Here is a 21582-nt window from a genome sequence, read left to right on the forward strand (position 1 = left end):
AGACCGGCATTTACGCTGGGGCTTTCCTAAATGTTTTAATCGTATCAGAAAGCTCGGCTATCAATGGAATCATAAACGGGTATATCGGGTGTATTGTGAGCTAAAGCTTAATCTTAAAACAAAACGTAAACAACGAATTCCACCTCGGGAGCCAGAAAAGTTATCGGTTCCCAATAAACAAGGTGAATGTTGGTCAATGGATTTTATGAGTGACAGTAGTCGTAATCAACGTCGCTTTAGGACATTCAATGTCATCGATGACTTTAATCGTGAGGCGTTAGGGATTGATATTGCAGTAAGTTTACCCGCAGGAAGGATTACCCGTTACTTAGATAAACTGGCCGAATATCATGGGTATCCATTAAAAATACGGGTCGATAATGGGCCAGAATTTACAGGAAAAACCTTTACCAACTGGGCTAAATTACATGGTATAACCATTAATTATATCCAGCCCGGTAGTCCTTATCAAAATGGCTATATTGAACGATTTAATCGTACCTATCGTACTGAAGTACTCGATTTATATCTTTTTAACAACTTAGCACAAGCAAGGAGAATAACCGAAGAATGGTTAACGATTTATAATACCGAAAGACCGCATGAGGCATTAAATAACATGACACCGATTGAATACAAAAAACTAAAACAGGCTGCTTAATTTTCTACGTGAGTTATGTACTAAGTTTGGGGTATTTACACTCTACTGGTACTAAAACGACCACCTCGGCACACCCATTGCCCTTACCGGCAGCTTAGGTGACACCCTCTACGAATGCCAGTATAATGCTTATGGGCAGATAATAAACGAAACCTACCATCAGGACGATATAGATTCCCTGCCCGATAACCCATTAAGATTCCAAGGGCAATATTATGATGAGGAGACGGGGTTACATTACAACCTAAACCGTTACTATGACCCATTTACCGGCAGATATATTACCCAAGACCCACTTGGTATACTGGGTGGGTTAAATAGTTATCAATATGTCAATGGCGATCCGATAAATTGGATAGATCCGTTAGGGTTAATTAAGATTGAAAATAATGGGTTTGAGGGGGTTGTTGGAAAGGGGACGAATGGGAATAAAGTAGGAAATCTTGAACCAGGAAATCCAGCAAGTACAAGTATTTCAAGAGATGGCGATCGTTTGGTTTTAAATCAAGGGCAACTACCAACTTGTGGGCCGAACTCTTGCGCAATGGTTATGGACACTGTTGGACTGAAATATGATTTAGGAAAATTGGTCACAGATGCAAAAGTTACGACTAATGGTGCAAGAATGAATGACCTTGCTACAGCAATGCGTAACCAAGGATTATCCGATGCGAAGTTCACAGCAAAAATTTCAATTGAAGACTTGGCTTTAGCCACATCAAAGGGAAATCCTGTAATTGTAGCAATGAAATTAGATCGGGGTGGCCATGCTGTTGTTGTTGATGGTATTACAGTAAGAAATGGTCAACAAGTTGTTGCTATAAGAGACCCTGCATTAGGTCGACAATATTTTACCCCATTAAATGAGTTTAAAGAAAAATTCATGGGGCAAGCTATTATAACAAATTCCCCAAAATAATAAGGAATAGAAATGAATATTGATTTAAGTTGGTTATCCAGACAATCAGGAGGAAATAAATACCTTTTAGGATATTTATTTATATCAACAAAAAATAATGATCTGTTTGGTTTTATTTCGAATGTGAGTAACATTCAGGAAGTTAAAGAAAATAGAAAAATATTTCTAACAGAACAAGCTATAACTCAGATAATGGAGCAAGATGAAACTTTTGGAGCCTTAGTCGGCGGAGAGTTTTTATATTTTGCAATGCCTATTATTATAGAAGCTCTCAAAGTATTTCAAGTTGAAGATAAGATATATCTGGATAAAAATAGTATTATTATTCTGTATGAGAATGATGATACACAGAAAATCCTTATTTAAGGATAACCTCACCTAACAAGTGGGGATCTTTTTTTATTGGAATGGCAACACATATTCAAACAAAAAAATTAAGGGATAAGTGTTTTTTAAATTCAACAGAAAGCAAGTAGCCTAACGAAGAATGTAATCGATTATTATCATACCAATAGGCATAAGCCGAAAAAGCGCGTTATAACTCAGTCTCAGTCATTGACTGACTCAGCAAATAAATTTATGTATTTGCAGTTTTTTATTTGGCAACGTCACAAGGAAAATCATTCAATTATTCACATTAATCCAAATACAATACCATCAGGTATAAATAGATTTAAATTTGAATTTTGGAAAAATAAGGCAGTAAGCTATGCAAAGTAAAATAACACCTAACGATGTTAAAAAATTAATTGATCTTAATTCACATATTATTAACTTTGGTTCTCCCGATAATGCACCTGTAAATACCCCAAACTTAGTACATAACTCACGTAGAAAATTAAGCAGCCTGTTTTAGTTTTTTGTATTCAATCGGTGTCATGTTATTTAATGCCTCATGCGGTCTTTCGGTATTATAAATCGTTAACCATTCTTCGGTTATTCTCCTTGCTTGTGCTAAGTTGTTAAAAAGATATAAATCGAGTACTTCAGTACGATAGGTACGATTAAATCGTTCAATATAGCCATTTTGATAAGGACTACCGGGCTGGATATAATTAATGGTTATACCATGTAATTTAGCCCAGTTGGTAAAGGTTTTTCCTGTAAATTCTGGCCCATTATCGACCCGTATTTTTAATGGATACCCATGATATTCGGCCAGTTTATCTAAGTAACGGGTAATCCTTCCTGCGGGTAAACTTACTGCAATATCAATCCCTAACGCCTCACGATTAAAGTCATCGATGACATTGAATGTCCTAAAGCGACGTTGATTACGACTACTGTCACTCATAAAATCCATTGACCAACATTCACCTTGTTTATTGGGAACCGATAACTTTTCTGGCTCCCGAGGTGGAATTCGTTGTTTACGTTTTGTTTTAAGATTAAGCTTTAGCTCACAATACACCCGATATACCCGTTTATGATTCCATTGATAGCCGAGCTTTCTGATACGATTAAAACATTTAGGAAAGCCCCAGCGTAAATGCCGGTCTGTGATAGCATTCAATACCGAAATAATCACTGAATCATCCTGTAACTTAGGTTGATAATAGTAAGCACAACGGCTTAAACCAACAATGGCACAACTCATAGCAATAGTAACTGAATGATTTTGTTGTAGTTGCTGTGCCCACGTTTTACGTGCCCCAGTTGGCACTAAAGCTTTTTTATAATTTCTTCCTGAAGCTGAGATTTTAAGCTCAGTTCGGCAAACATCTGTTTAAGCTTGCGGTTTTCCGCTTCGAGTTCTTTTAGACGTTTGATATCCGACGTTTCCATTCCGCCGTATTTTTCTCGCCATTTATAGAAAGTTGAATTACCCATGCCATATTTACGGCACAGTTCTTTAACGGGAATACCCGCTTCAGCTTCTTTTAAAATAGCGACGATTTGATGTTCAGTCATTTTTTTCATCATTAAATCCTCTTTTACTTTTATCATAGAGAATTTTCTACTTTTTTGCTGTACTATTTTAGGGGATAGTTACAACTCGACCATCAGCCGCTTTTCGTTGGGATAAACAAGGGCGAGAGTGTGAACGCCGTCAGGGTAATGGACTGGTTAACCGTTACCAGTATGACCCGCTAGGGCAACTTATTGCCCATCAACGTTATCATGGTTATGATATCAGCACCCAAACCTCGCCAACGCCAATTTGGCAACAGCAATATCACTACAATCCTAACGGACAGCTTGCCGAAATCACCGGACATCAGCCACGCCGTTATCGTTATGATAACGCCGGTCAGCTACACACCGTGACTTACCCTGAGGTCAATCCCGAGCAATATCATGCTGAAAAAGTCGAGCAGTTTGATTACGACCCAACGGGCAATAAAATCAGTGAAACCCAAGCGCTAGCCCCTACACCTTTTCATGCCAATATCGCCAAAGGCAACCGGTTAACCTTTTTTAGTGATAAACACTTTGACTATGACCGTTTTGGTAACCTAATTGCGGAAAAGCGCGGAAAAGACCACCGTCTAGTTACCCACTATGAATACGACTGCCGGCATCGACTTATCAAAGTGATTAAACCGACAGGGCTTATCATCACTTATACTTATGATGCTTTTAACCGTCGTACTAGCAAAACCGTGGAGGGTAAAACTACCGAGTTTATCTGGCAAGACCATAAATTAATAGCAGAATGTGCCGATAACGATAAATTCTGGCGAAGTTATATTTATGAACCCGATAGCCATCGACCACTAGCCCAAATCCTTGGAAAAACAGGACAGTCAGAAAAGTTAAAAACCTATTGGTATCAAAATAACTACTTAGGTACGCCTCATCGTCTTACAGACAGCCTTAGCGAAACTGTTTATGAATGCGAATACAGCGCCTATGGCGAAATCATCCATGAACATTGGCCACAAGCTGAAAATAATATTAAACCCATAAACCCACTTAGATTTCAGGGACAATATTATGATGAGGAAACGGGTTTACATTATAATCTTAATCGCTATTATGATCCGTTTATAGGCAGATATATTACCCAAGACCCACTTGGCATACAGGGTGGGTTAAATTGTTATCAATATGTCAATGGTGATCCGATAAATTGGATTGATCCGTTAGGGTTGATTAAAGGATTAGATGGGAGCTCTCAGCCATTAAAATTGCCCCATTATCCCGATAAACCAGCTGATATTAATGGAAAAATTAACATCGGAGCAGGGAAAACACCATTAGAAGGGTATTATAATATTGATTATGAACCCACAATATCAGTTGTACATAAAGGAGATGCAATGAATCTACCAAATGTTAAAACAGGTTCCCAAGCTAAAATAAATATTGATAATCCATACCTTTATGATCCACTGAATCCAGAAATATTACGCATATTATCTAACGATGGTGAAATTAAATTGCTTGGTAATCTAAATGCTAATAAGTACTTTAGAAATGCAATTAAACTGGATAATTTAAAAAAACTCAACTTAAAAATTATTTCACGTAGAGAGATACCATCTAGTAATTATAAATTATCTAATGGTGATAAAATGAAAGATACTAAATTAGACGAAATAATTTTGAGGAAGAAATAATATGCAAATTACATTGGATATTACCAATAAAGTCACAGAAACACTAGATACTTCAGGGATTAGTAGTTTAATCACTTATATTGATATCCCATTGTATCGTGATGTCTGTAATGATCTTAAATTTAACCTTTTTCATTTTACACTTAATCTGGATAATGAAATTATTTCATTATTAAATAAACAAGATAATCCAAAATTTCATAATTTAAATGAGGATGTAATTTTTCTTGTCAAACAAGCTCACGTTGAATTTGGTAAGATTAAAGGTATGGATGTAGCCATGTTTGGCACAAACAAACAACCGTTTGAATCGTGTTATCAAACATGGCCTTACCACTTAGATGAGAAAGATGAAATATATGAAATTTATGGATTTTCAATCAATCTACCTTATGGTGGTATGGTTCTTAATATTGTAAGTAATAATCCTGTTACGGTTACTTTCGAACTTAATGAATGTGAATTGTATGACGAATATCTAGCATTTTCTGATAGGACAAGTCAATTAAATGCCCTAATGGATATTCCCTTGCCCAGGAAAGGAAAACTATTTAAATAAGCTCATTATAACCTAAGCAGTTACTACGACCTGTTTATTAGTAGATATATCACTCAAGACCCACTAGGTATACTGGGTGGGTTAAATAGTTATCAATATGCCGGTAGTGATCCGATAAATTGGTTTGATCCGTTAGGATTACAAACAGATGAATCGGGAACAAAAATATTAACTGAGCATTTTGATAAAGTTATTAATATACAGGATAATATTACAAATACTTATATCAAAGGTTCACAAAAATTTGAAATCAGAGAATCACTACTAATAGGGTCATCAGGTAAAGCAGCGAAGTTAGAAAGTTCATTTGAAATTCTACCTAATGGTTCTAGAAGATTTGTTACAACAATACCAAAGAAGGTAAAAAATAATGTTTATTCAATGTTTTCCAAATGATATCGATTTGCTTGCTTTTTTCGAAAGTGAGCCTATATTTCAAAATGTCGCTGATTTACACTTTGCGTATGAATTTACAGATAGTAATGAAATGTCCATTATGTTTTCATTTAGTGCAACTGCTGGTTGGATTCAAGCTATAATTAAGTTTAAGGGAAAACAAATTTCCCACTATTTAATGGAGGGAGTGGAATTTTTTAAAATAGAAAAAGATGATATTGGTCAATATTTAAGCTCTGAAATTGAATTAGAGGATACAAGAACAAAAGTTGAGATAAGAATAATACCATTTATTTCAGTTAAATTTTCAACGCTAATTCGATAAATAACGATATTGAAAATATTATATACTCTTAATTTTTATATAAAAGAACAAAGAATTTGATAGGTTATTATTTAAATATAACTGCCACTTACACAGTAAGTCTGTGATGATACAGTACAGTTTTATCTAAGGGGGGGGGAATAAATATGCTAAGGTTAAAAAAATAGTCAGGCTACTAGTATTATAACCCAAACATTCCGCCTAATAATATAAATTTAATCCAACTTGTTGCGGTGACGAATGTCGCGAATGAGACCGAGCACTATACTTATGATGATAAGCATGTTATTCAATCACGCGTCATGGCGGGTGGAGCAACCTTTTATTGGGCATGGCAAAATGAAGGTAAGCAGGCACGCTGTTTACGGCAGTGGGCGAACTTTCCTCAATTGGATAGTCAGTATCAATGGAATGATGAAGAAAACAGTGTCACGATAATCCACCAAGATGGCAGTAAAAGTTATTATAAGCATAATACCCATGGTAAATTAATCCAAAAAATATCTGCGGCGGGTCATGTACAAAGCTACGAATATAATGATAAAGGGCAACTGACAGCTGAAATTGATGGCGAAGGTCATATTACCTATTATGATTATTCCCCCATCACTGGCGCGTTAGATACCATCACTTATCCCGATGGGCATAGTGTTCATTATGACTACTTGCATGGGGAAATTTATACCCTCACTCAGGGTGATAAAGAGACTGGTATGTCCACACTTTTTAGTACCAAAAAGATAAGATCATCGATTCATTTTATATTCAATCGATGACTGATAATTTAAAGATGGATGAAGCTGGTTGCCATTAAATCAATTCACATAGTGATTAAATTGTAACCTAAGCTGTTTAAGTGAATCAAAAATCGTGTTTGACACAAATTCAGTCTTCACCGATTTAAATGTCGCATCAGCAACCGCATTATCATAGGGTCATCCCTTATGACTTAATGACCGCTGAATGCTAAATTCCCTTAAACATTCATCTAAAAATATATTATGCTCATCTAATTTTGCTAAAATTTCTGGCATAGGTTTTTTAAATGTAAGGTTTACAATTATCACTTTATTCCCCTTGTTTAATAAAAAGTAAATTTAATGTAGTAGGTTTTGTATGGAATGGCAACACATATTCAAACTTTAAAATATTGTTTTCCATACAGCGTTGTTGAAGCGCTTTGAGCAAAGTTATCAACTCTTGTTCTTGCGGACTGCGATTATCTTTTGTTTTAAATGAACCTCTTTGGCTGGCTTGCGTTATCCAATGGTCTAATGTTGATGAGGTCAAATCAAATTCTGCAACGATTTTACTACGTGATTTACCGTGTTGATAAAGGCTAGCCATTTGGTGTTTAAAATCATCATTGAATGTTCGCCTTTTTCGTTTAATATTATTCAAGTTACCTCCTTTTTTAATTGTGATAAGTTTGCCTTACCCCCTTAAAAAAGTTGGATGATTTAGTGTAGCCTAACCTATCCAAGACGAATTGTACTTCATGGTGTAATTTAGGATTTAAGGCTATATATAGAAGAAAAACAGCTCAGAAGTGCGCATAATAAGCGCTGAAGTTATATTAAACATGGCGCTTTTGGAGGCAAATAGTTTAGGAGATAAATATATGACTGAATGGACAGGTGTTATGTATGGGTTTTATACTAATAAGTCGATAGATGATGTGTTTTCTTCATTGATCAAAAAAATAGCATCTATTAATTATAAATATAAACGAGATAGTTTTCGAGATGAAGAGTTTCTATTTTTTTATAAAAATGATGAAATGCAAGATTCTCACCTTGAGAATGGCTATAATTTGGATATTAATGGTGAAGGTTGCTTTGGAATCGAGGCAAAAAATACAACGTTGAATGGGATCGCTACACTATTTGAATTCGATAATGATTCGGATTTTGAACCTTATGATATAAATTTGCATTTTGATAATGTATTTTATTATGTGCTTGTATTACCTGAACTAATTGAAAATTCAGTTTTTTGTCAGAATATACATAATTTATTTGTTAATATTCTTCATGAGAAAAAATAGAATAAATACTTATCCAACTACAGACGCTTTACCCTGCTAATCGCAATTGGGCTGTTAGATGGATTTAATCTGTATTAGTATGCGTCTAATGGATTGACTTGAGTCGATCCGTGGAGGTTACATGCCAGCTCAACTTTTCCTTCTACTATAATAGTTAAAGATAGTGATATTATCATTGAGTACTATTATCATTGTAGGGGCACCCTCTAGCACATGTTCACGTAAAAGGTGAAGGTGGAATGATAGGGGGTGGAGCTAATGGGAAACCAGTAAAAAGCGAACTTGAGTTAAATAAACAACAGCGCAGTGTTGTTGATCGAAATATATCAAAATTGGAAAGGGTTTAAATACAATTAAACGTTGGTTTAAATATAAAAATCATCGTAGTAGGGTATGTGGGAGAAAATAATGCAATCGTTTATATGGATTTTTCATGGAAATGAAGCTCAGTTTTGCTCAGGTGTTTATGAGGAGTTAAAACAGGCAGAAGACTTTATAAAAAAATATTGTTTAAGTGGGATTTTAACAAAGATGCCTCTAAATAAAAGTGTATATGAATGGGCTATTGAAAAAGGTTTTTTTGAGCCTAAAAGGGATTATCAACATAGTGGTAAGTTTATTCAAAATTTTACTAGTGCTTATTTGGTTCATTACCATTATCAAAATGGCGAGAGGATGGAATAAAAATGCTAATGACTTTGGTCTTTGTGTATTCAATATCTTCTCGATTAAGTAAAAACTCATACAGCTTATTGAACTCACGCCAAAGAAAACGACATAAGTTTAAAAGTCCTGCCTGCTTTTATTCTAAGGCGTTAAGGCCAATTGCACTTCATGGTGTAATCTAGGTGGGCTTAGTTGTAGGCAGTTGATCCGCATAATGCGGTATTTTATTTTGTTGAATTTGTCAACTGAACTAAAAATCATATTAATGAATTAGCAATTAATACAGTTAAATAAGTAATGTAATTTAAATTCTCATTATGATCCTACGCCATTTAAGGTTAGCTATCATCATAATCGATTAATCAAAAAGCTCGATTTTAATTTTTCTAGAATTACTTCGTCCCAAATCATCCATCACTAATATTTTGAATGTGCCACTTTGTGTTGGGATCCAGTTAATTGCATTTCTTGGATCTGTTTGCCCAATAAAATTATTATTAACAAACCAGTAAAGTGTTTTTACATTGCCATCACTGGTAGCAGTAAAACTGATTTGTTCATTTTTTTGTTTTGTTGATCTAAATTGATAAACCACATTTTTAAGTGGTGAAGTTATTTTGGGTGGCTCACCTAAATAGTTTTGTGATGAACGGCAATGCTTGGTTGATGGTGGTGTTTTTTTAGGAATGCCGGCGCTTGCAAAAATAGCAGCTAAATCTGAAGGCCAGTATTCAAAAACAGCTAAGTGAGATGTTGTTAAGTCATAAGGCGGGCAAACTGCTTTACCTGTTTGGTTATCGATCATAACGGGTCTAAAAATCGTATCTGGATTAATTGGCGAAACGCCAGGAATAAACCATGTTTTGCCTTTTGCTTTGCACCATTGAGTTAATAAATTACCACTCGTTAGGCAAATATCAATACGCTTTAAATTAGGTGGTAATGGGCGATTCGGTTTATGTAAGTTAGGATAATAAGCATTTATACTATCAACAATATTAAAAAAAAGTGGCGTAGCAGCATCTACACCTACAAAAGCATTATTGCCACTACCATCAAAATTACCAAGCCAAACGACCATAGCGTAATGGCCAAAAGTTCCTGCTGTCCAAGCATCACGAAATCCCCATGATGTACCCGTCTTCCATGCAACAGGAATTATTTTATTTTGCATTTTACTAAGAACATCTTGTGGGCGAGTATTTTGTTTCAGCATATCAATTGTCATAAATGCCGCTTGAGGGCTTAACAATTGTTGCGGTTCGGGTAACGTATGTTGTGGCTTGGGTAATATCGTTGGTTCAGTAAATTTTAATGGTTGCCAACGCCCTTCATTAGCTAACATGGCATACAGTCCAACTAATTCTTGCGCACTAATTTCACCGCCGCCGAGAACTAGAGATAAACCATAATGTGATTCATCAGCAAGTTTTTGAATGTGGGCATTAACTAAGAATTGATAAAAAGAGGGATTATGTAATTTAGAAGCAACCGTTACTGCAGGTATATTACGGCTATGAATTAATGCATCGGTTGCTGAGATAGGACCACGAAAGTTACGATCAAAATTTTCAGGAGTATATGCCCCAAAATCGGTGGCAACATCCTTTAGAATAGTACGAGGATGCAAAACGCCTTGATCAATGCCTAGCGCATAAATAAATGGTTTAAGTGTAGAGCCAGGTGAGCGTTTGGCAAGCGTGCCGTTAACTTGACCTTGAATAGAATTACCAAAGTAATTTGCCGATCCTATCAGCGCCTTAACCTGCATTGTTTGTGTATCAACCAAAATCACCGATGCATTATTAATGTTTTTTAAACGGCTTCGTTCAATAAACAAATTAACTTGCCGACTAATGATTTTTTGCAAATTACTATCTAACGTCGTTTTAACTTCTTGAGCATTGCTATGGTGTTGTTGAATTATCTGATTAACAAAATGAGGCGCGCCAAAAGGCATTTGTTCAGGTTGGCGTAAAACTAGTTTTTGCAAAAAAAGAGCGGCAATATTGCTATCTACATCATATTTTTCTTGCCAGCGTTCAAATAATTGATTTCTGGCTTTTACTAATGCTTTACCTGCAAATCCCGTTTTACGATCAATACGGTATGTTGGAGATTGAGGTAGAACCACTAGCGTTAATGCTTCAGGTAAATTCACTTGCGATGGCGGTTTATTAAAATAGATTATCGATGCTGCACCAATACTTTCAATATTGCGCCCGAAAGGCGCATAATTTAAATAAGCCTCTAAAATATCATGCTTAGAATACATCAACTCTAATTGTATCGCTCGAGCAATTTGATGCAATTTACCGCCAATATTTTTAGTATTTAACTGCCAACGCATTCGTGCTAACTGCATGGTAATGGTTGATGCACCTTGACGATTACCCCCACCTAAATAGGTTGCGCCAAAAGCTCTAGCTAAACTAAATGGATTAATACCGATATGATAATAAAACCACTGATCTTCGTGTAATAGTAGTCCATTAATAATATCGGGTGAAACATCCTCTAAAGGTGTCCATAAACGATACCGATCATCCTTGGCTAATGTCATTCGAATGAGTTGGTTATTGTCATCATAATAGCGTTTTGAAAAAGTTAGTGGTTCACAAAGAGGTGGATGTGGATACAAACGAATCACAAGGATAGCAATAAATAATAGCAATAAAGCCATTAACTTATTTTGATGACGAACAATAAATCCAATCATATTTAGTTATAAAAATTAAAATGTAATATATTTAAGCAAAAATGCCACTTATGCATTAGCATAGGTGGCGACTTAACTACATTTTATCAACCGTCTTAATACCTAACATGTCAAGACCAGTTTTAAGTGTTTTCGCTGTTAAAGAGGCTAATTTTAAACGGCTTTGTTTTAAACTTTCGCTTTCGGCTGCTAAAATAGGGCAGTTTTCATAAAAGCTTGAAAACAGCGTTGCAATTTCATAAAGATAAGCACAAAGCACATGAGGTGTTCCTTCACTAGCTACAATTGAAATAGTTTCATCAAACTGAATTAAACGCATTGCTAAAGCTCGTTCTTTGTCTGTGTCTAAACTAATTTTGCCTGTTAAACTGTCTTCGTTAATATTTTCTTTTTTAAATATGGACAGTACTCGAGTGTAAGCATATTGCAAATAAGGTGCGGTATTACCTTCAAATGACAACATATTATCCCAATCAAATACATAATCGGTAGTACGATTTTTTGAAAGATCGGCATATTTAACAGCACCAATAGCGACAGCATCAACTATTTGGGCAAGCTCACTGTCAGATAATTCAGGATTTTTGCTACGAATTAACGTTGTTGCACGTTCACACGCTTCATCTAACAAATCATTTAATTTAACGGTATCACCAGAGCGAGTTTTAAATGGCTTGCCATCTTTACCCAACATCATACCAAACATATGGTGTTCTAGTTTTAATGATTCAGGCACATACTTCGCTTTATGAACAATTGTCCAAACTTGCTCTAAATGTTGATGTTGGCGGGAGTCAATATAATAAAGAATACGATCAGCATGTAATGTTTCGTAACGGTATTTAACGCAAGCAATATCAGTTGTCGCATAAAGGTAGCCACCATCACGTTTTTGGATGATAACGCCCATTGGTTCGCCTTCTTTGTTTTTATACTCATCAAGAAAAACAACAATCGCCCCTTCACTTTCAACCGCAAGCCCTTTCTGTTTTAAATCGGCAACGATATTAGGTAGCATGCTGTTATAGATGCTTTCACCCATGGTGTCTTCAAGCGATAAGGTAACATTTAAACGTTGATAAGTGGCAATATTTTGCGTCATGGTAATATCAACTAGCTTGTGCCACATATCACGACAATATTCATCGCCACCTTGTAATTTCACTACATAATTACGCGCTTTTTCGGCAAATACTTCGTTTTCGTCATAATGTTTTTTAGCTGCGCGATAGAAAGATTCTAAATCTGATAGCGCCATGTCATTAGCATGCTCATTTTGCATTTTTTCAAGATACGCAATTAACATACCAAACTGAGTGCCCCAGTCTCCAACATGGTTAGCACGGATAACGTGATGACCTAAAAAAGATAAAACACGAACACTGGCATCGCCAATAATTGTTGAGCGCAAATGTCCAACATGCATCTCTTTTGCCACATTAGGCGCAGAATAATCAACCACAATGGTTTGAGGTTTTGCAGGTAAAGTAATGTTAAGTTTATCACTGCTTAAAGCAATTTCATTTTGCTCAGCAATCCAACTATTTTTTAAAAAGATATTGATAAACCCAGGACCTGCAATCTCAACTTTTTCAGCAATATCATCAACATCAAGATGTTGTAAAACTGTCTGAGCAAGTTCCCGAGGTGGTATGCCTAGCTTTTTGGCAATTGACATAACGCCATTAGCTTGATAATCGCCAAATTGCACTTTAGTTGATTGCTTAATCAGCGCATCGCAGTTCTTATCTGCACCCGCCATAATCATTGCTTGCGAAACACGTTGTGTTAATAATTGTTGAATATTCACACTAAACCTAACTAATTATAATAAAATGACCAATATAATACCGACAAAGTCGATAATTGTCACTGATTGCATAAGTGGCTCGATGGTTTTTGCTTAAAGAAAAAGTGAAAAATTTAAGTAAAATCGATATGCTACTTTATGATTTATTATAAATAACCCTATTTGATTATTTGTCAGTATATTTAGGGTTGCAAAAAACTTCAATAAAATCAATGACTTTTCTGAATGATTTTTAAACAAAAAAATAAACTTATTTTGTGGATTATGTGTTTGGAGAACATTTGTGATTATCAATACCCCTTTTTACTAGCAAAGCTTAAAGAATCGACATAAAGCCACTTCATACCAACAAAAACCACTAAAAAATGGAGCAAAATGAAGTTATTTTATTAATTTAAGCAAATAGTGACTTATCTAATTAACTTTCATTATCTTTTTATTTAAAAATTTCTATTCAATCTCATTCTCCAATATTTAACGAGTTAGATTAAAAAATAGACACTATTCAATATCTGCAAGTTTATGACTTTGTATATTCAATAACCATTTATTATCTAATCGATTTTCGTTAATTTTTCCCAGTAGTTTTATGGTATCAAATATATTGAATGCACCATCTTTTTCACAAGGTGAAAGATAATAGCGTTTTGCCTGTATCTGAGTTTCGATATATTGGCAAAAAGCAATAAAATCACGGTGGTTTTCGGTAACAATTCGCACTTCATTGGCTGTTGGTTGGACTATTTTTTGATAGTGCGACTGGTAGCAAAATTTCGGGCTGAGGGCAATATAATCAATAAGCGCATCGACTTTGCCAAGACCGTTACTTTCAATGGCAATAAAATAACCAGCATTTTTTAATGACAAAAGTAGCTGTGGTAACGCTTTAACCCTAGTGGGTTCACCCCCTGTAATAATAATGTTTTTACTTTTGTATTCGCTTACTTTTGCTATTAATGCCTCTAAGGTAAATCGAGTAAATTGGCGAAAGTTAGTATCACACCAAGCACAATTTAAATTACAGCCTGCAAAGCGGATAAAAATAGCAGGCATTCCCGTATTATAACCTTCGCCTTGTAAAGATTCGAAGATTTCAACTATGCGAAATTCGATCATTTTGGGCTCCGATAATATTCACAATATGAAGTTGGTGTTTCCCATAATTTGATCATCGAAACAGGCAAATATTTAGATAAGCAATCAAAAATAAATTTACTCATCCCCTCTGCAGTTGTTCGGCACGGTAAGGCAAAGACTTTGCGATCCATTTCTTGCAATAATGTAGCAATACGGCACTCATTTCTATTATTTTGATTATAAAGGTAAGCGTGATCAAAAGGATCGACAATATACTTTTTAACAATCATTTTTAGATCGGCATAATCCATTACCATATCTTGACTTGAACCACTATCGATAAGATCACCGCTAATTTCGACTAATAAGCGGTAAGTATGACCATGCAGGTTATGACACTTTTTATTGTGTCCATCTAGCATATGACAAGCATCAAATTGAAACTCTTTGGCTATTTTGAACATGTTGTATTCCTAGTTTTTTTACGTGGGATGGGTTACGAACCACGGTTAGCACGCCTAACAAAATAAAGGTGTTAATATAATGGATAAAAGTTGATTTGTCATCTTTCAACACTGGTTGAACGTGTATTTATATATTGCAAACAACTTTATTTTGATGCTAATTAAGTTTTTTAAATACTCGCTAATTTACTGTACAAATTTTATAAAAAATATTTTAAATTTGCTCTTGAAATTTAGGTTGCAACACTCATTTAGATATCATGCAAATGGGTTGAATGTATACACGTTTAACTCAAATCTATTGCTCAGGAGATAAATACGATGAGGTTAGATAAATTAACAAACAAGTTTCAACAAGCTTTAGCTGATGCGCAGTCAATGGCATTAGGTAAAGACAATCAATATATAGAGCCTGTGCATGTTCTATCAGCCATGCTTAATCAAGAAGGCAGCAGTGTAGCGCCATTGTTAGCTTCAGCGGGTGCAAATGTAGCTATTTTACAACAAGAATTAACTCAGGCGATTGATCGATTACCGCAAGTTCAGGGTGTGGGTGGGGAGGTTATTCCATCACAAGAGTTTGTCCGTACACTTAATCTGTGCGATAAATTATCGCAAAAAAATGGTGACAGTTATATATCATCAGAGCTCTTTATCTTAGCAGCTTTAGAAGATAAAGGGAGCCTAAGTGATATTCTTAAAAAATCAGGTGTCAATAAAGACAAGTTTAGCCAAGCCGTCAATCAAGTAAGAGGTAGTGATAACGTGAATGATCCTAATGCAGAAGATCAACGCGGTGCGTTGAAAAAATATACCATTGATTTAACGCAACGAGCAGAACAAGGCAAACTTGATCCTGTTATTGGGCGTGATGAAGAAATTCGTCGAACTATTCAGGTATTACAACGTCGTACTAAAAATAATCCCGTATTAATTGGTGAGCCGGGCGTAGGTAAAACCGCTATTGTTGAAGGATTAGCACAACGTATCGTTAACCGTGAAGTACCTGAAGGATTGCGTAATAAACGCGTTTTATCATTAGATATGGGAGCCTTGATTGCAGGTGCAAAATATCGTGGTGAATTTGAAGAACGTTTAAAGGCCGTACTTAAAGATTTAGCGAAAGAAGAAGGCCGTATTATATTATTTATTGACGAAATCCATACCATGGTTGGTGCAGGGAAAAGCGATGGTGCAATGGATGCTGGTAATATGTTAAAACCAGCATTGGCTCGAGGGGAATTACATTGCGTTGGTGCAACAACATTAGACGAATATCGCCAATATATTGAAAAAGATCCTGCGTTAGAGCGTCGTTTTCAAAAAGTGTATGTTGCCGAGCCAACTGTTGAAGACACGATTGCTATTTTGCGAGGATTAAAAGAACGTTATGAATTGCATCATCATGTGCAAATTACCGATCCAGCCATTGTCGCTGCGGCAACGTTATCGCATCGTTATATTTCTGATCGCATGTTACCTGACAAAGCGATTGATTTAATTGATGAGGCGGCATCCAGTATTCGTATGCAAATGGATTCAAAACCGGAATCGTTAGATCGACTTGAAAGGCGTATTATTCAACTCAAACTTGAGCAACAAGCGCTTAAAAAAGAGTCTGACGATGCTAGTAAAAAACGTCTTGAGATGCTAAATGATGAACTTTCTGAAAAAGAAAAAGAATATGCATCACTTGAAGAAGAATGGAAGTCAGAAAAAGCGGCTGTTTCGGGTACGCAAAGCATTAAAGCTGAACTTGAAAAAGCACGTACTGAAATAGAGCAAGCACGTCGCGCTGGTGATCTGAATAAAATGTCTGAATTACAATACGGTAAAATTCCAGAACTCGAAAAGAAACTTGCTTCAGCAACACAGTTAGAAGGCAAAACAATGAAGTTATTGCGCAACAAAGTGACTGATAACGAAATTGCTGAGGTGTTGTCTAAAGCGACCGGTATTCCGGTTTCTAGAATGCTTGAGAGCGAAAAAGACAAATTATTACATATGGAAGATGCCTTACATAAACGTGTAATAGGTCAAAATGAAGCGGTTGTTGCTGTAGCTAATGCGATTCGTCGTAGTCGGGCTGGGCTTTCTGATCCTAATAAACCAATTGGATCGTTCCTATTTTTGGGACCAACAGGGGTCGGTAAAACTGAACTTTGTAAATCACTGGCTAACTTTATGTTTGACAGCGAAGATGCCATGGTACGTATTGATATGTCAGAGTTTATGGAAAAACACTCCGTTGCTCGCTTAATTGGCGCACCTCCTGGCTATGTCGGTTATGAAGAAGGGGGTTATTTAACCGAAGCAGTAAGGCGTCGTCCATACTCAGTGATATTACTTGATGAAGTTGAAAAAGCGCACCCAGATGTCTTTAATATCTTACTGCAAGTATTAGATGATGGGCGTTTAACGGATGGTCAAGGTCGCACGGTTGATTTTCGTAATACCGTCATAATTATGACATCAAACTTAGGATCTGACTTAATTCAAGGTCAAGTTGATCTAAGTTATGACGAAATGAAAGCTCTAGTGATGACAGTTGTAACTAAACATTTTAGACCAGAATTTATTAATCGTATTGACGAAACAGTGGTATTCCACCCATTAGGTCAAGAAAACATCAAAGCGATTGCAAAAATTCAGTTGGCGCATGTTGAAAAACGCTTAGATGAACGTGGTTACCAAATGGATATTACTGATGCAGCGCTTGAACATCTTGCTAAAGTGGGCTTCGATCCAATTTATGGTGCAAGACCGTTAAAACGCGCAATTCAACAAGAGATTGAAAATCCATTAGCGCAACAAATACTGTCAGGCAAATTAGTCCCAGGTAAAACCATTCATTTGGATTTAGTTGGTGATAATATCGAAGCTAGACAGTAAGCAAACATAAATTTACAAACCGACCTGTTAGGGTCGGTTTTTTTATATTAGAATGGCGTTATCGTTTAGCAAAAATCTTGAATTTTTTGTATAAAGAATAATAGCGTCACCCTATAATTTATGTCGTTTTACATTATCAGACAAGTTAACGGTGCTTGTTGAATTACGTAGCGAATAGCGTTTTTTATCTGTAACTGATTGATCAATTACCGCCAATCCCTTGTTATTCACTTGATTAATAAAACCTTGTTTCTTAAATTTAATTTATCAATAGCATGCATGCCTATAGCCGTCCCTAGTTTATTAACAATGCTTGAGTAAATGAAATATTCAATTAATTTTCTGTATATTAAATAACTAAAATATACATGTTTGATGGTAGTGCATAGTAAAAAGGCAAAGTAAGCTTTTTATACTATAAAAAATAGGTTTAGAGGTTTAAAAATAATATTATTGTTTAGTGGTAAGTTATTTTTATATCTAAAAATAAAATATATTAATAAATTTAAGCATAAATAATTTCTGGCAACCGAATATCCCATGGTTTGTTGTCAATATGCTGTACTTTTTGGCAAGCAAAAGCAAGCCCAATAGGTAAAATTTGTTGGGCTTGATAATTTGCTAGTAATCGGTCGTAAAATCCGCCTCCCATTCCCATACGATAACCTCGTTGATCAAAAGCCACGAGTGGTGTAAATACGATATCAAGTTGATGGTAAGGCAGTATCTTTGATTGATTTAATTCAGGCTCTAATATACCAAATTTATTTTTAATAAGTGAAGTTTGTTTAGTATATTGCAAAAAAAGCAAATCTTTGGGCTCCAAAGGATTGATAATGGGTAAGTAGACAGATTTATTTTGTTCCCATAAATATTCAATAATGGGCTTAGTTTCAACCTCGCCATCAAATGATAAAAATATAGCAATATTGTTTGCTGTTTTTATCGCTTGATGATGGGCAATTTTTTGGTATATAGTTTGTTGCGCAATGTCGCGTTCAGTAGGGGATAATTGCCGTCTTTTTTGACGGATAAGTTGCCTAATATTCATCAGTTCTTACACTTGCTGAAAGTGTCGAAAAAGCACTCCAAGATGCCGTTAAGGTCGTAACCCTTGAACCCAAGGTTCAAGGTGAACATCGTGTTTTAATTTTTAGGTTTCCTTACAAGTAAGGCATACACACCAACTAAAAGTCACTCCGTTCTAAAAATAAGAATATCGGCTCAGGGGACTAACCCATATCGCGAGCATCTCAGAGATAGATATCATAATACAAAATTTGACGAATCATACAAGATTATTTGTATTAAATTTACAATTAATTACATTAATTGTTGGTATTTAGGGCAGAATCAAGTAATTGTTGTAACATTTTTAGTCGATCGCTAAATTCATTACTTTTTTCTTTTTCTTTTGTAAGTTCATAAGAAATATTCAGTGCAGCCGTCATAATAAGTTGATCACTGGTGATCTGTGGCGATTTTTCTCGTAAATTTGTTAAGCGCGTATCGAGATCTTTTGCAGCACTATTAAGTGCGTTAACTTCATCAATCGGACAATTAAATTTTAATGTTCTTCCAAAAATTTGAATAGTGACAGCTTGAGTTTCCATATTTAACCTATTGATTCATAAAATTATTAATTTTATCGATAATGTGCTTTGGATCTAACCCTATTTCTTGCCTTACTTCGTTTTGAGATCCTTGAGAAATAAATTTATCGGGCAACCCAATATTTAAAATATCACATTTTATTTTTTTCGATAATAAATATTCACCGACGCCGCTACCGGCTCCGCCTTTAATACTGTTTTCTTCAATGGTGACTAGTATATTATGTGTTTGGCTAATCTGCAAAAGGACTTTTTCATCTAATGGTTTTACAAAACGCATATCAATGACTGTAGCATCGATTTGCTCTGCTGCTTGTAATACTTCGGTTAGTAAAGTGCCAAAATTAAGTAAAGCAATATTTTTTCCTTCTCGACATAATTTCGATTGCCCTAAAGGGATTACTTCTAATGGTTTTAATTGTGCTCCAGTACCTTCACCACGAGGATAACGCACTGCTACAGGCCCGTTATGTAAATAACCGGTATAAAGCATTTGTCGACACTCGTTTTCATCACTTGGCGTCATAATAACCATATTGGGCACGCAACGTAAATAACTTAAGTCAAATGCTCCTTGATGAGTTTCGCCATCCGCACCAACAATCCCAGCACGATCTATGGCAAACAGTACTGGTAAGTTTTGAATGGCGACATCGTGGATGACTTGATCGTAAGCACGTTGTAAAAAAGTTGAATAGATGGCAACAATAGGTTTTAAACCACTAATTGCAAACCCAGCCGCTAATGTAACCGCGTGTTGTTCTGCTATTGCAACATCAAAAAATTGATCTGGATAACGATTGGCAAACTTTGTCATGCCTGAACCTTCACCCATTGCAGGTGTTATCGCCATTAAACGGTTATCATTTTTCGCCATTTCACATAGCCAATCGCCAAAAATTTGCGAATACGTTGGGATTGCTCTTGGCGTGGCAGGTAATATGCCATCATTAGGATTGAATTTAGGTACTCCATGCCATAATGTCGGATCTTTTTCAGCTGGCTCATAGCCTTTACCTTTTTGCGTAATCACATGAAGCAACTGTGGACCTTTTAATTGGCGAACTTTTTGTAAAGTCGTAACTAAACTATCTATATCGTGTCCATCAACAGGGCCAATATAATTAAAACCAAGCTCTTCAAATAAGGTTGCAGGCGTGACTAAGCCTTTTAAGTGTTCTTCCGTTTTTTTAAAGAGCTCTTTTAGAGGAGGAATATTGGCCAATACACGTTTGCCACTTTCCCGAAAAGATGTATAGGCTTTGCTTGATAAAATTTGAGTAAGATGTTGGTTAAGTGCTCCAGTGTTTGCGGAAATCGACATATCATTGTCATTAACAATCACTAGCATATCAGGTTTGATATGACCAGCATGATTCATTGCTTCAAATGCCATACCTGCTGTTAATGCACCATCGCCAATAACCGCGACTACTTGTTTTCCCGATTGTTTTTTTTGTTCGCTAATGGCAATTCCTAGCGCTGCACTAATTGAAGTTGAAGAGTGCCCTGTAGTTAGCACATCATATTCACTCTCATTACGATGAGGAAATGGATGAAGCCCCCCTTTTTGGCGAATAGTTAGCATCTGATCTCTGCGACCAGTCAAAATTTTGTGAGGATAAGCCTGATGCCCTACATCCCAAATAATTTTATCAAAGGGAGTGTAATAGACATAATGTAGTGCGGTAGTTAATTCAACCACACCTAATCCCGATGCTAAATGACCACTTGATTGACTAACACATGTTAGTAAATATTGCCTAAGCTCTAGGCAAATAGAGGATAACTGCGACTGAGGAAAACATCTTAAATCCTCAGGCGAGTTGATTTGTTTTAACAAAGGGTAATTATTTAAATTCATTATGTGA

Annotated in this window: 19 protein-coding genes, 1 other RNA gene, 3 pseudogenes and 1 riboswitch; of the genes and pseudogenes, 12 read left to right on the forward strand and 11 right to left on the reverse strand. The window is 35.7% G+C overall.

The genetic code is table 11. The annotated features are described in order from the left end of the window. The 4 genes and pseudogenes from A9G47_RS10815 to A9G47_RS10825 form a co-directional block, all read left to right on the forward strand. Positions 1–661 (forward strand): IS3 family transposase (locus tag A9G47_RS10815; protein WP_065642867.1); only part of this gene is annotated, 661 nt, incomplete at its 5' end. Between the two features lie 76 nt (positions 662–737). Beyond that, positions 738–1022, forward strand: a pseudogene (locus A9G47_RS15035) (RHS repeat-associated core domain-containing protein); the annotation flags it as partial. A 132-nt stretch (positions 1023–1154) separates the two neighbouring features. After that, positions 1155–1580, forward strand: a complete 426-nt coding sequence (locus A9G47_RS10820) for a cysteine peptidase family C39 domain-containing protein (protein WP_065642868.1) — start codon at positions 1155–1157, stop codon at positions 1578–1580. 12 nt (positions 1581–1592) lie between these two features. Then, positions 1593–1946 carry a hypothetical protein gene (locus A9G47_RS10825; protein WP_065588209.1) on the forward strand — a complete coding sequence of 118 codons (354 nt, stop codon included), beginning with the start codon at positions 1593–1595 and terminating at the stop codon, positions 1944–1946. Between the two features lie 472 nt (positions 1947–2418). Here A9G47_RS10825 and A9G47_RS10830 read toward each other — a convergent pair. Then, a protein-coding gene (locus tag A9G47_RS10830; protein WP_442903248.1) for an IS3 family transposase occupies positions 2419–3500 on the reverse strand; the annotation gives its coding sequence in 2 pieces (ribosomal slippage) (positions 2419–3260 and positions 3260–3500; 1083 coding nt in all). A gap of 344 nt (positions 3501–3844) precedes the next feature. Between A9G47_RS10830 and A9G47_RS10840 the strand changes: the two genes are divergently transcribed. From A9G47_RS10840 to A9G47_RS10855, 5 genes and pseudogenes are all read left to right on the forward strand, one after another. Beyond that, positions 3845–5143: an RHS repeat-associated core domain-containing protein gene (locus tag A9G47_RS10840; protein WP_065642869.1), complete on the forward strand. Its 1299-nt coding sequence runs from the start codon at positions 3845–3847 to the stop codon at positions 5141–5143. Position 5144: 1 nt separating this feature from the next. After that, entirely contained in the window at positions 5145–5702 is a 558-nt protein-coding gene (locus A9G47_RS10845; RefSeq protein ID WP_065642870.1) for a hypothetical protein, read from the forward strand. A 15-nt stretch (positions 5703–5717) separates the two neighbouring features. After that, a pseudogene (locus A9G47_RS15040) lies at positions 5718–6098 on the forward strand (RHS repeat-associated core domain-containing protein); the annotation flags it as partial. After that, entirely contained in the window at positions 6073–6423 is a 351-nt protein-coding gene (locus tag A9G47_RS10850) for a hypothetical protein (protein ID WP_065642871.1), read from the forward strand. The pseudogene A9G47_RS15040 and the gene A9G47_RS10850, both read left to right, overlap by 26 nt. Positions 6424–6656: 233 nt before the next feature. After that, positions 6657–7199 (forward strand): hypothetical protein, encoded by a 543-nt coding sequence (locus A9G47_RS10855; RefSeq protein ID WP_141674849.1) that lies wholly within the window; start codon positions 6657–6659, stop codon positions 7197–7199. Positions 7200–7238: 39 nt separating this feature from the next. Here A9G47_RS10855 and A9G47_RS15045 read toward each other — a convergent pair. Beyond that, positions 7239–7322 (reverse strand): annotated as a pseudogene (locus A9G47_RS15045) (hypothetical protein); the annotation flags it as partial. Positions 7323–7491: 169 nt separating this feature from the next. Continuing rightward, positions 7492–7824, reverse strand: coding sequence for a transposase (locus A9G47_RS10860; protein ID WP_065579659.1), 333 nt, complete (start codon positions 7822–7824; stop codon positions 7492–7494). Positions 7825–8044: 220 nt separating this feature from the next. Here A9G47_RS10860 and A9G47_RS10865 point away from each other — a divergent pair, with 220 nt between their 5' ends. Beyond that, positions 8045–8470, forward strand: a complete 426-nt coding sequence (locus A9G47_RS10865) for a hypothetical protein (RefSeq protein ID WP_065566753.1) — start codon at positions 8045–8047, stop codon at positions 8468–8470. Between the two features lie 408 nt (positions 8471–8878). Continuing rightward, entirely contained in the window at positions 8879–9154 is a 276-nt protein-coding gene (locus A9G47_RS10870; protein WP_065579658.1) for a DUF7710 domain-containing protein, read from the forward strand. A 340-nt stretch (positions 9155–9494) separates the two neighbouring features. Here A9G47_RS10870 and pbpC read toward each other — a convergent pair whose 3' ends face one another. The 4 genes from pbpC to queD form a co-directional block, all read right to left on the reverse strand. Next, positions 9495–11855 carry a penicillin-binding protein 1C gene (pbpC, locus tag A9G47_RS10875; protein ID WP_065642873.1) on the reverse strand — a complete coding sequence of 787 codons (2361 nt, stop codon included), beginning with the start codon at positions 11853–11855 and terminating at the stop codon, positions 9495–9497. Between the two features lie 76 nt (positions 11856–11931). Beyond that, positions 11932–13665 (reverse strand): arginine--tRNA ligase, encoded by a 1734-nt coding sequence (gene argS, locus A9G47_RS10880; RefSeq protein ID WP_065642874.1) that lies wholly within the window; start codon positions 13663–13665, stop codon positions 11932–11934. Between the two features lie 501 nt (positions 13666–14166). Continuing rightward, on the reverse strand, positions 14167–14781 hold the full coding sequence (locus A9G47_RS10885; protein WP_065587870.1) for a 7-carboxy-7-deazaguanine synthase QueE: 615 nt from the start codon (positions 14779–14781) through the stop codon (positions 14167–14169). Next, positions 14778–15206, reverse strand: a complete 429-nt coding sequence (queD, locus tag A9G47_RS10890; protein ID WP_065566749.1) for a 6-carboxytetrahydropterin synthase QueD — start codon at positions 15204–15206, stop codon at positions 14778–14780. The genes A9G47_RS10885 and queD overlap by 4 nt, the downstream gene beginning before the upstream one ends. Positions 15207–15209: 3 nt before the next feature. After that, positions 15210–15255: riboswitch (PreQ1 riboswitch) on the reverse strand. 272 nt (positions 15256–15527) lie between these two features. Between queD and clpB the strand changes: the two genes are divergently transcribed. Beyond that, on the forward strand, positions 15528–18098 hold the full coding sequence (clpB, locus tag A9G47_RS10895) for an ATP-dependent chaperone ClpB (RefSeq protein WP_065642875.1): 2571 nt from the start codon (positions 15528–15530) through the stop codon (positions 18096–18098). Between the two features lie 505 nt (positions 18099–18603). Here the strand turns inward: clpB and A9G47_RS10900 are convergent. The 4 genes from A9G47_RS10900 to dxs form a co-directional block, all read right to left on the reverse strand. After that, positions 18604–19149 (reverse strand): 5-formyltetrahydrofolate cyclo-ligase, encoded by a 546-nt coding sequence (locus A9G47_RS10900; protein ID WP_065642876.1) that lies wholly within the window; start codon positions 19147–19149, stop codon positions 18604–18606. 30 nt (positions 19150–19179) lie between these two features. Further along, a non-coding RNA gene (gene ssrS, locus A9G47_RS10905) (6S RNA) lies at positions 19180–19361 on the reverse strand. Positions 19362–19426: 65 nt separating this feature from the next. After that, positions 19427–19711, reverse strand: coding sequence for a cell division protein ZapA (zapA, locus tag A9G47_RS10910; protein ID WP_065566746.1), 285 nt, complete (start codon positions 19709–19711; stop codon positions 19427–19429). A gap of 7 nt (positions 19712–19718) precedes the next feature. Beyond that, positions 19719–21575 carry a 1-deoxy-D-xylulose-5-phosphate synthase gene (dxs, locus tag A9G47_RS10915; protein WP_065566745.1) on the reverse strand — a complete coding sequence of 619 codons (1857 nt, stop codon included), beginning with the start codon at positions 21573–21575 and terminating at the stop codon, positions 19719–19721. Between the last annotated feature and the right edge of the window lie 7 nt (positions 21576–21582).

Source organism: Gilliamella sp. WF3-4, from assembly GCF_001690275.1.
In the GTDB taxonomy this organism is placed as follows: domain Bacteria; phylum Pseudomonadota; class Gammaproteobacteria; order Enterobacterales; family Orbaceae; genus Gilliamella; species Gilliamella apicola_C.

Coding starts and splice junctions, on each gene's coding strand:
- A9G47_RS10825 (WP_065588209.1), top strand. CDS start 1,593: ATGAATATTGATTTAAGTTGGTTATCCAGACAATCAGGAGGAAATAAA.
- A9G47_RS10845 (WP_065642870.1), top strand. CDS start 5,145: ATGCAAATTACATTGGATATTACCAATAAAGTCACAGAAACACTAGAT.
- A9G47_RS10850 (WP_065642871.1), top strand. CDS start 6,073: ATGTTTATTCAATGTTTTCCAAATGATATCGATTTGCTTGCTTTTTTC.
- A9G47_RS10865 (WP_065566753.1), top strand. CDS start 8,045: ATGACTGAATGGACAGGTGTTATGTATGGGTTTTATACTAATAAGTCG.
- A9G47_RS10870 (WP_065579658.1), top strand. CDS start 8,879: ATGCAATCGTTTATATGGATTTTTCATGGAAATGAAGCTCAGTTTTGC.
- pbpC (WP_065642873.1), bottom strand. CDS start 11,855: ATGATTGGATTTATTGTTCGTCATCAAAATAAGTTAATGGCTTTATTG.
- A9G47_RS10885 (WP_065587870.1), bottom strand. CDS start 14,781: ATGATCGAATTTCGCATAGTTGAAATCTTCGAATCTTTACAAGGCGAA.
- queD (WP_065566749.1), bottom strand. CDS start 15,206: ATGTTCAAAATAGCCAAAGAGTTTCAATTTGATGCTTGTCATATGCTA.
- clpB (WP_065642875.1), top strand. CDS start 15,528: ATGAGGTTAGATAAATTAACAAACAAGTTTCAACAAGCTTTAGCTGAT.
- A9G47_RS10900 (WP_065642876.1), bottom strand. CDS start 19,149: ATGAATATTAGGCAACTTATCCGTCAAAAAAGACGGCAATTATCCCCT.
- zapA (WP_065566746.1), bottom strand. CDS start 19,711: ATGGAAACTCAAGCTGTCACTATTCAAATTTTTGGAAGAACATTAAAA.
- dxs (WP_065566745.1), bottom strand. CDS start 21,575: ATGAATTTAAATAATTACCCTTTGTTAAAACAAATCAACTCGCCTGAG.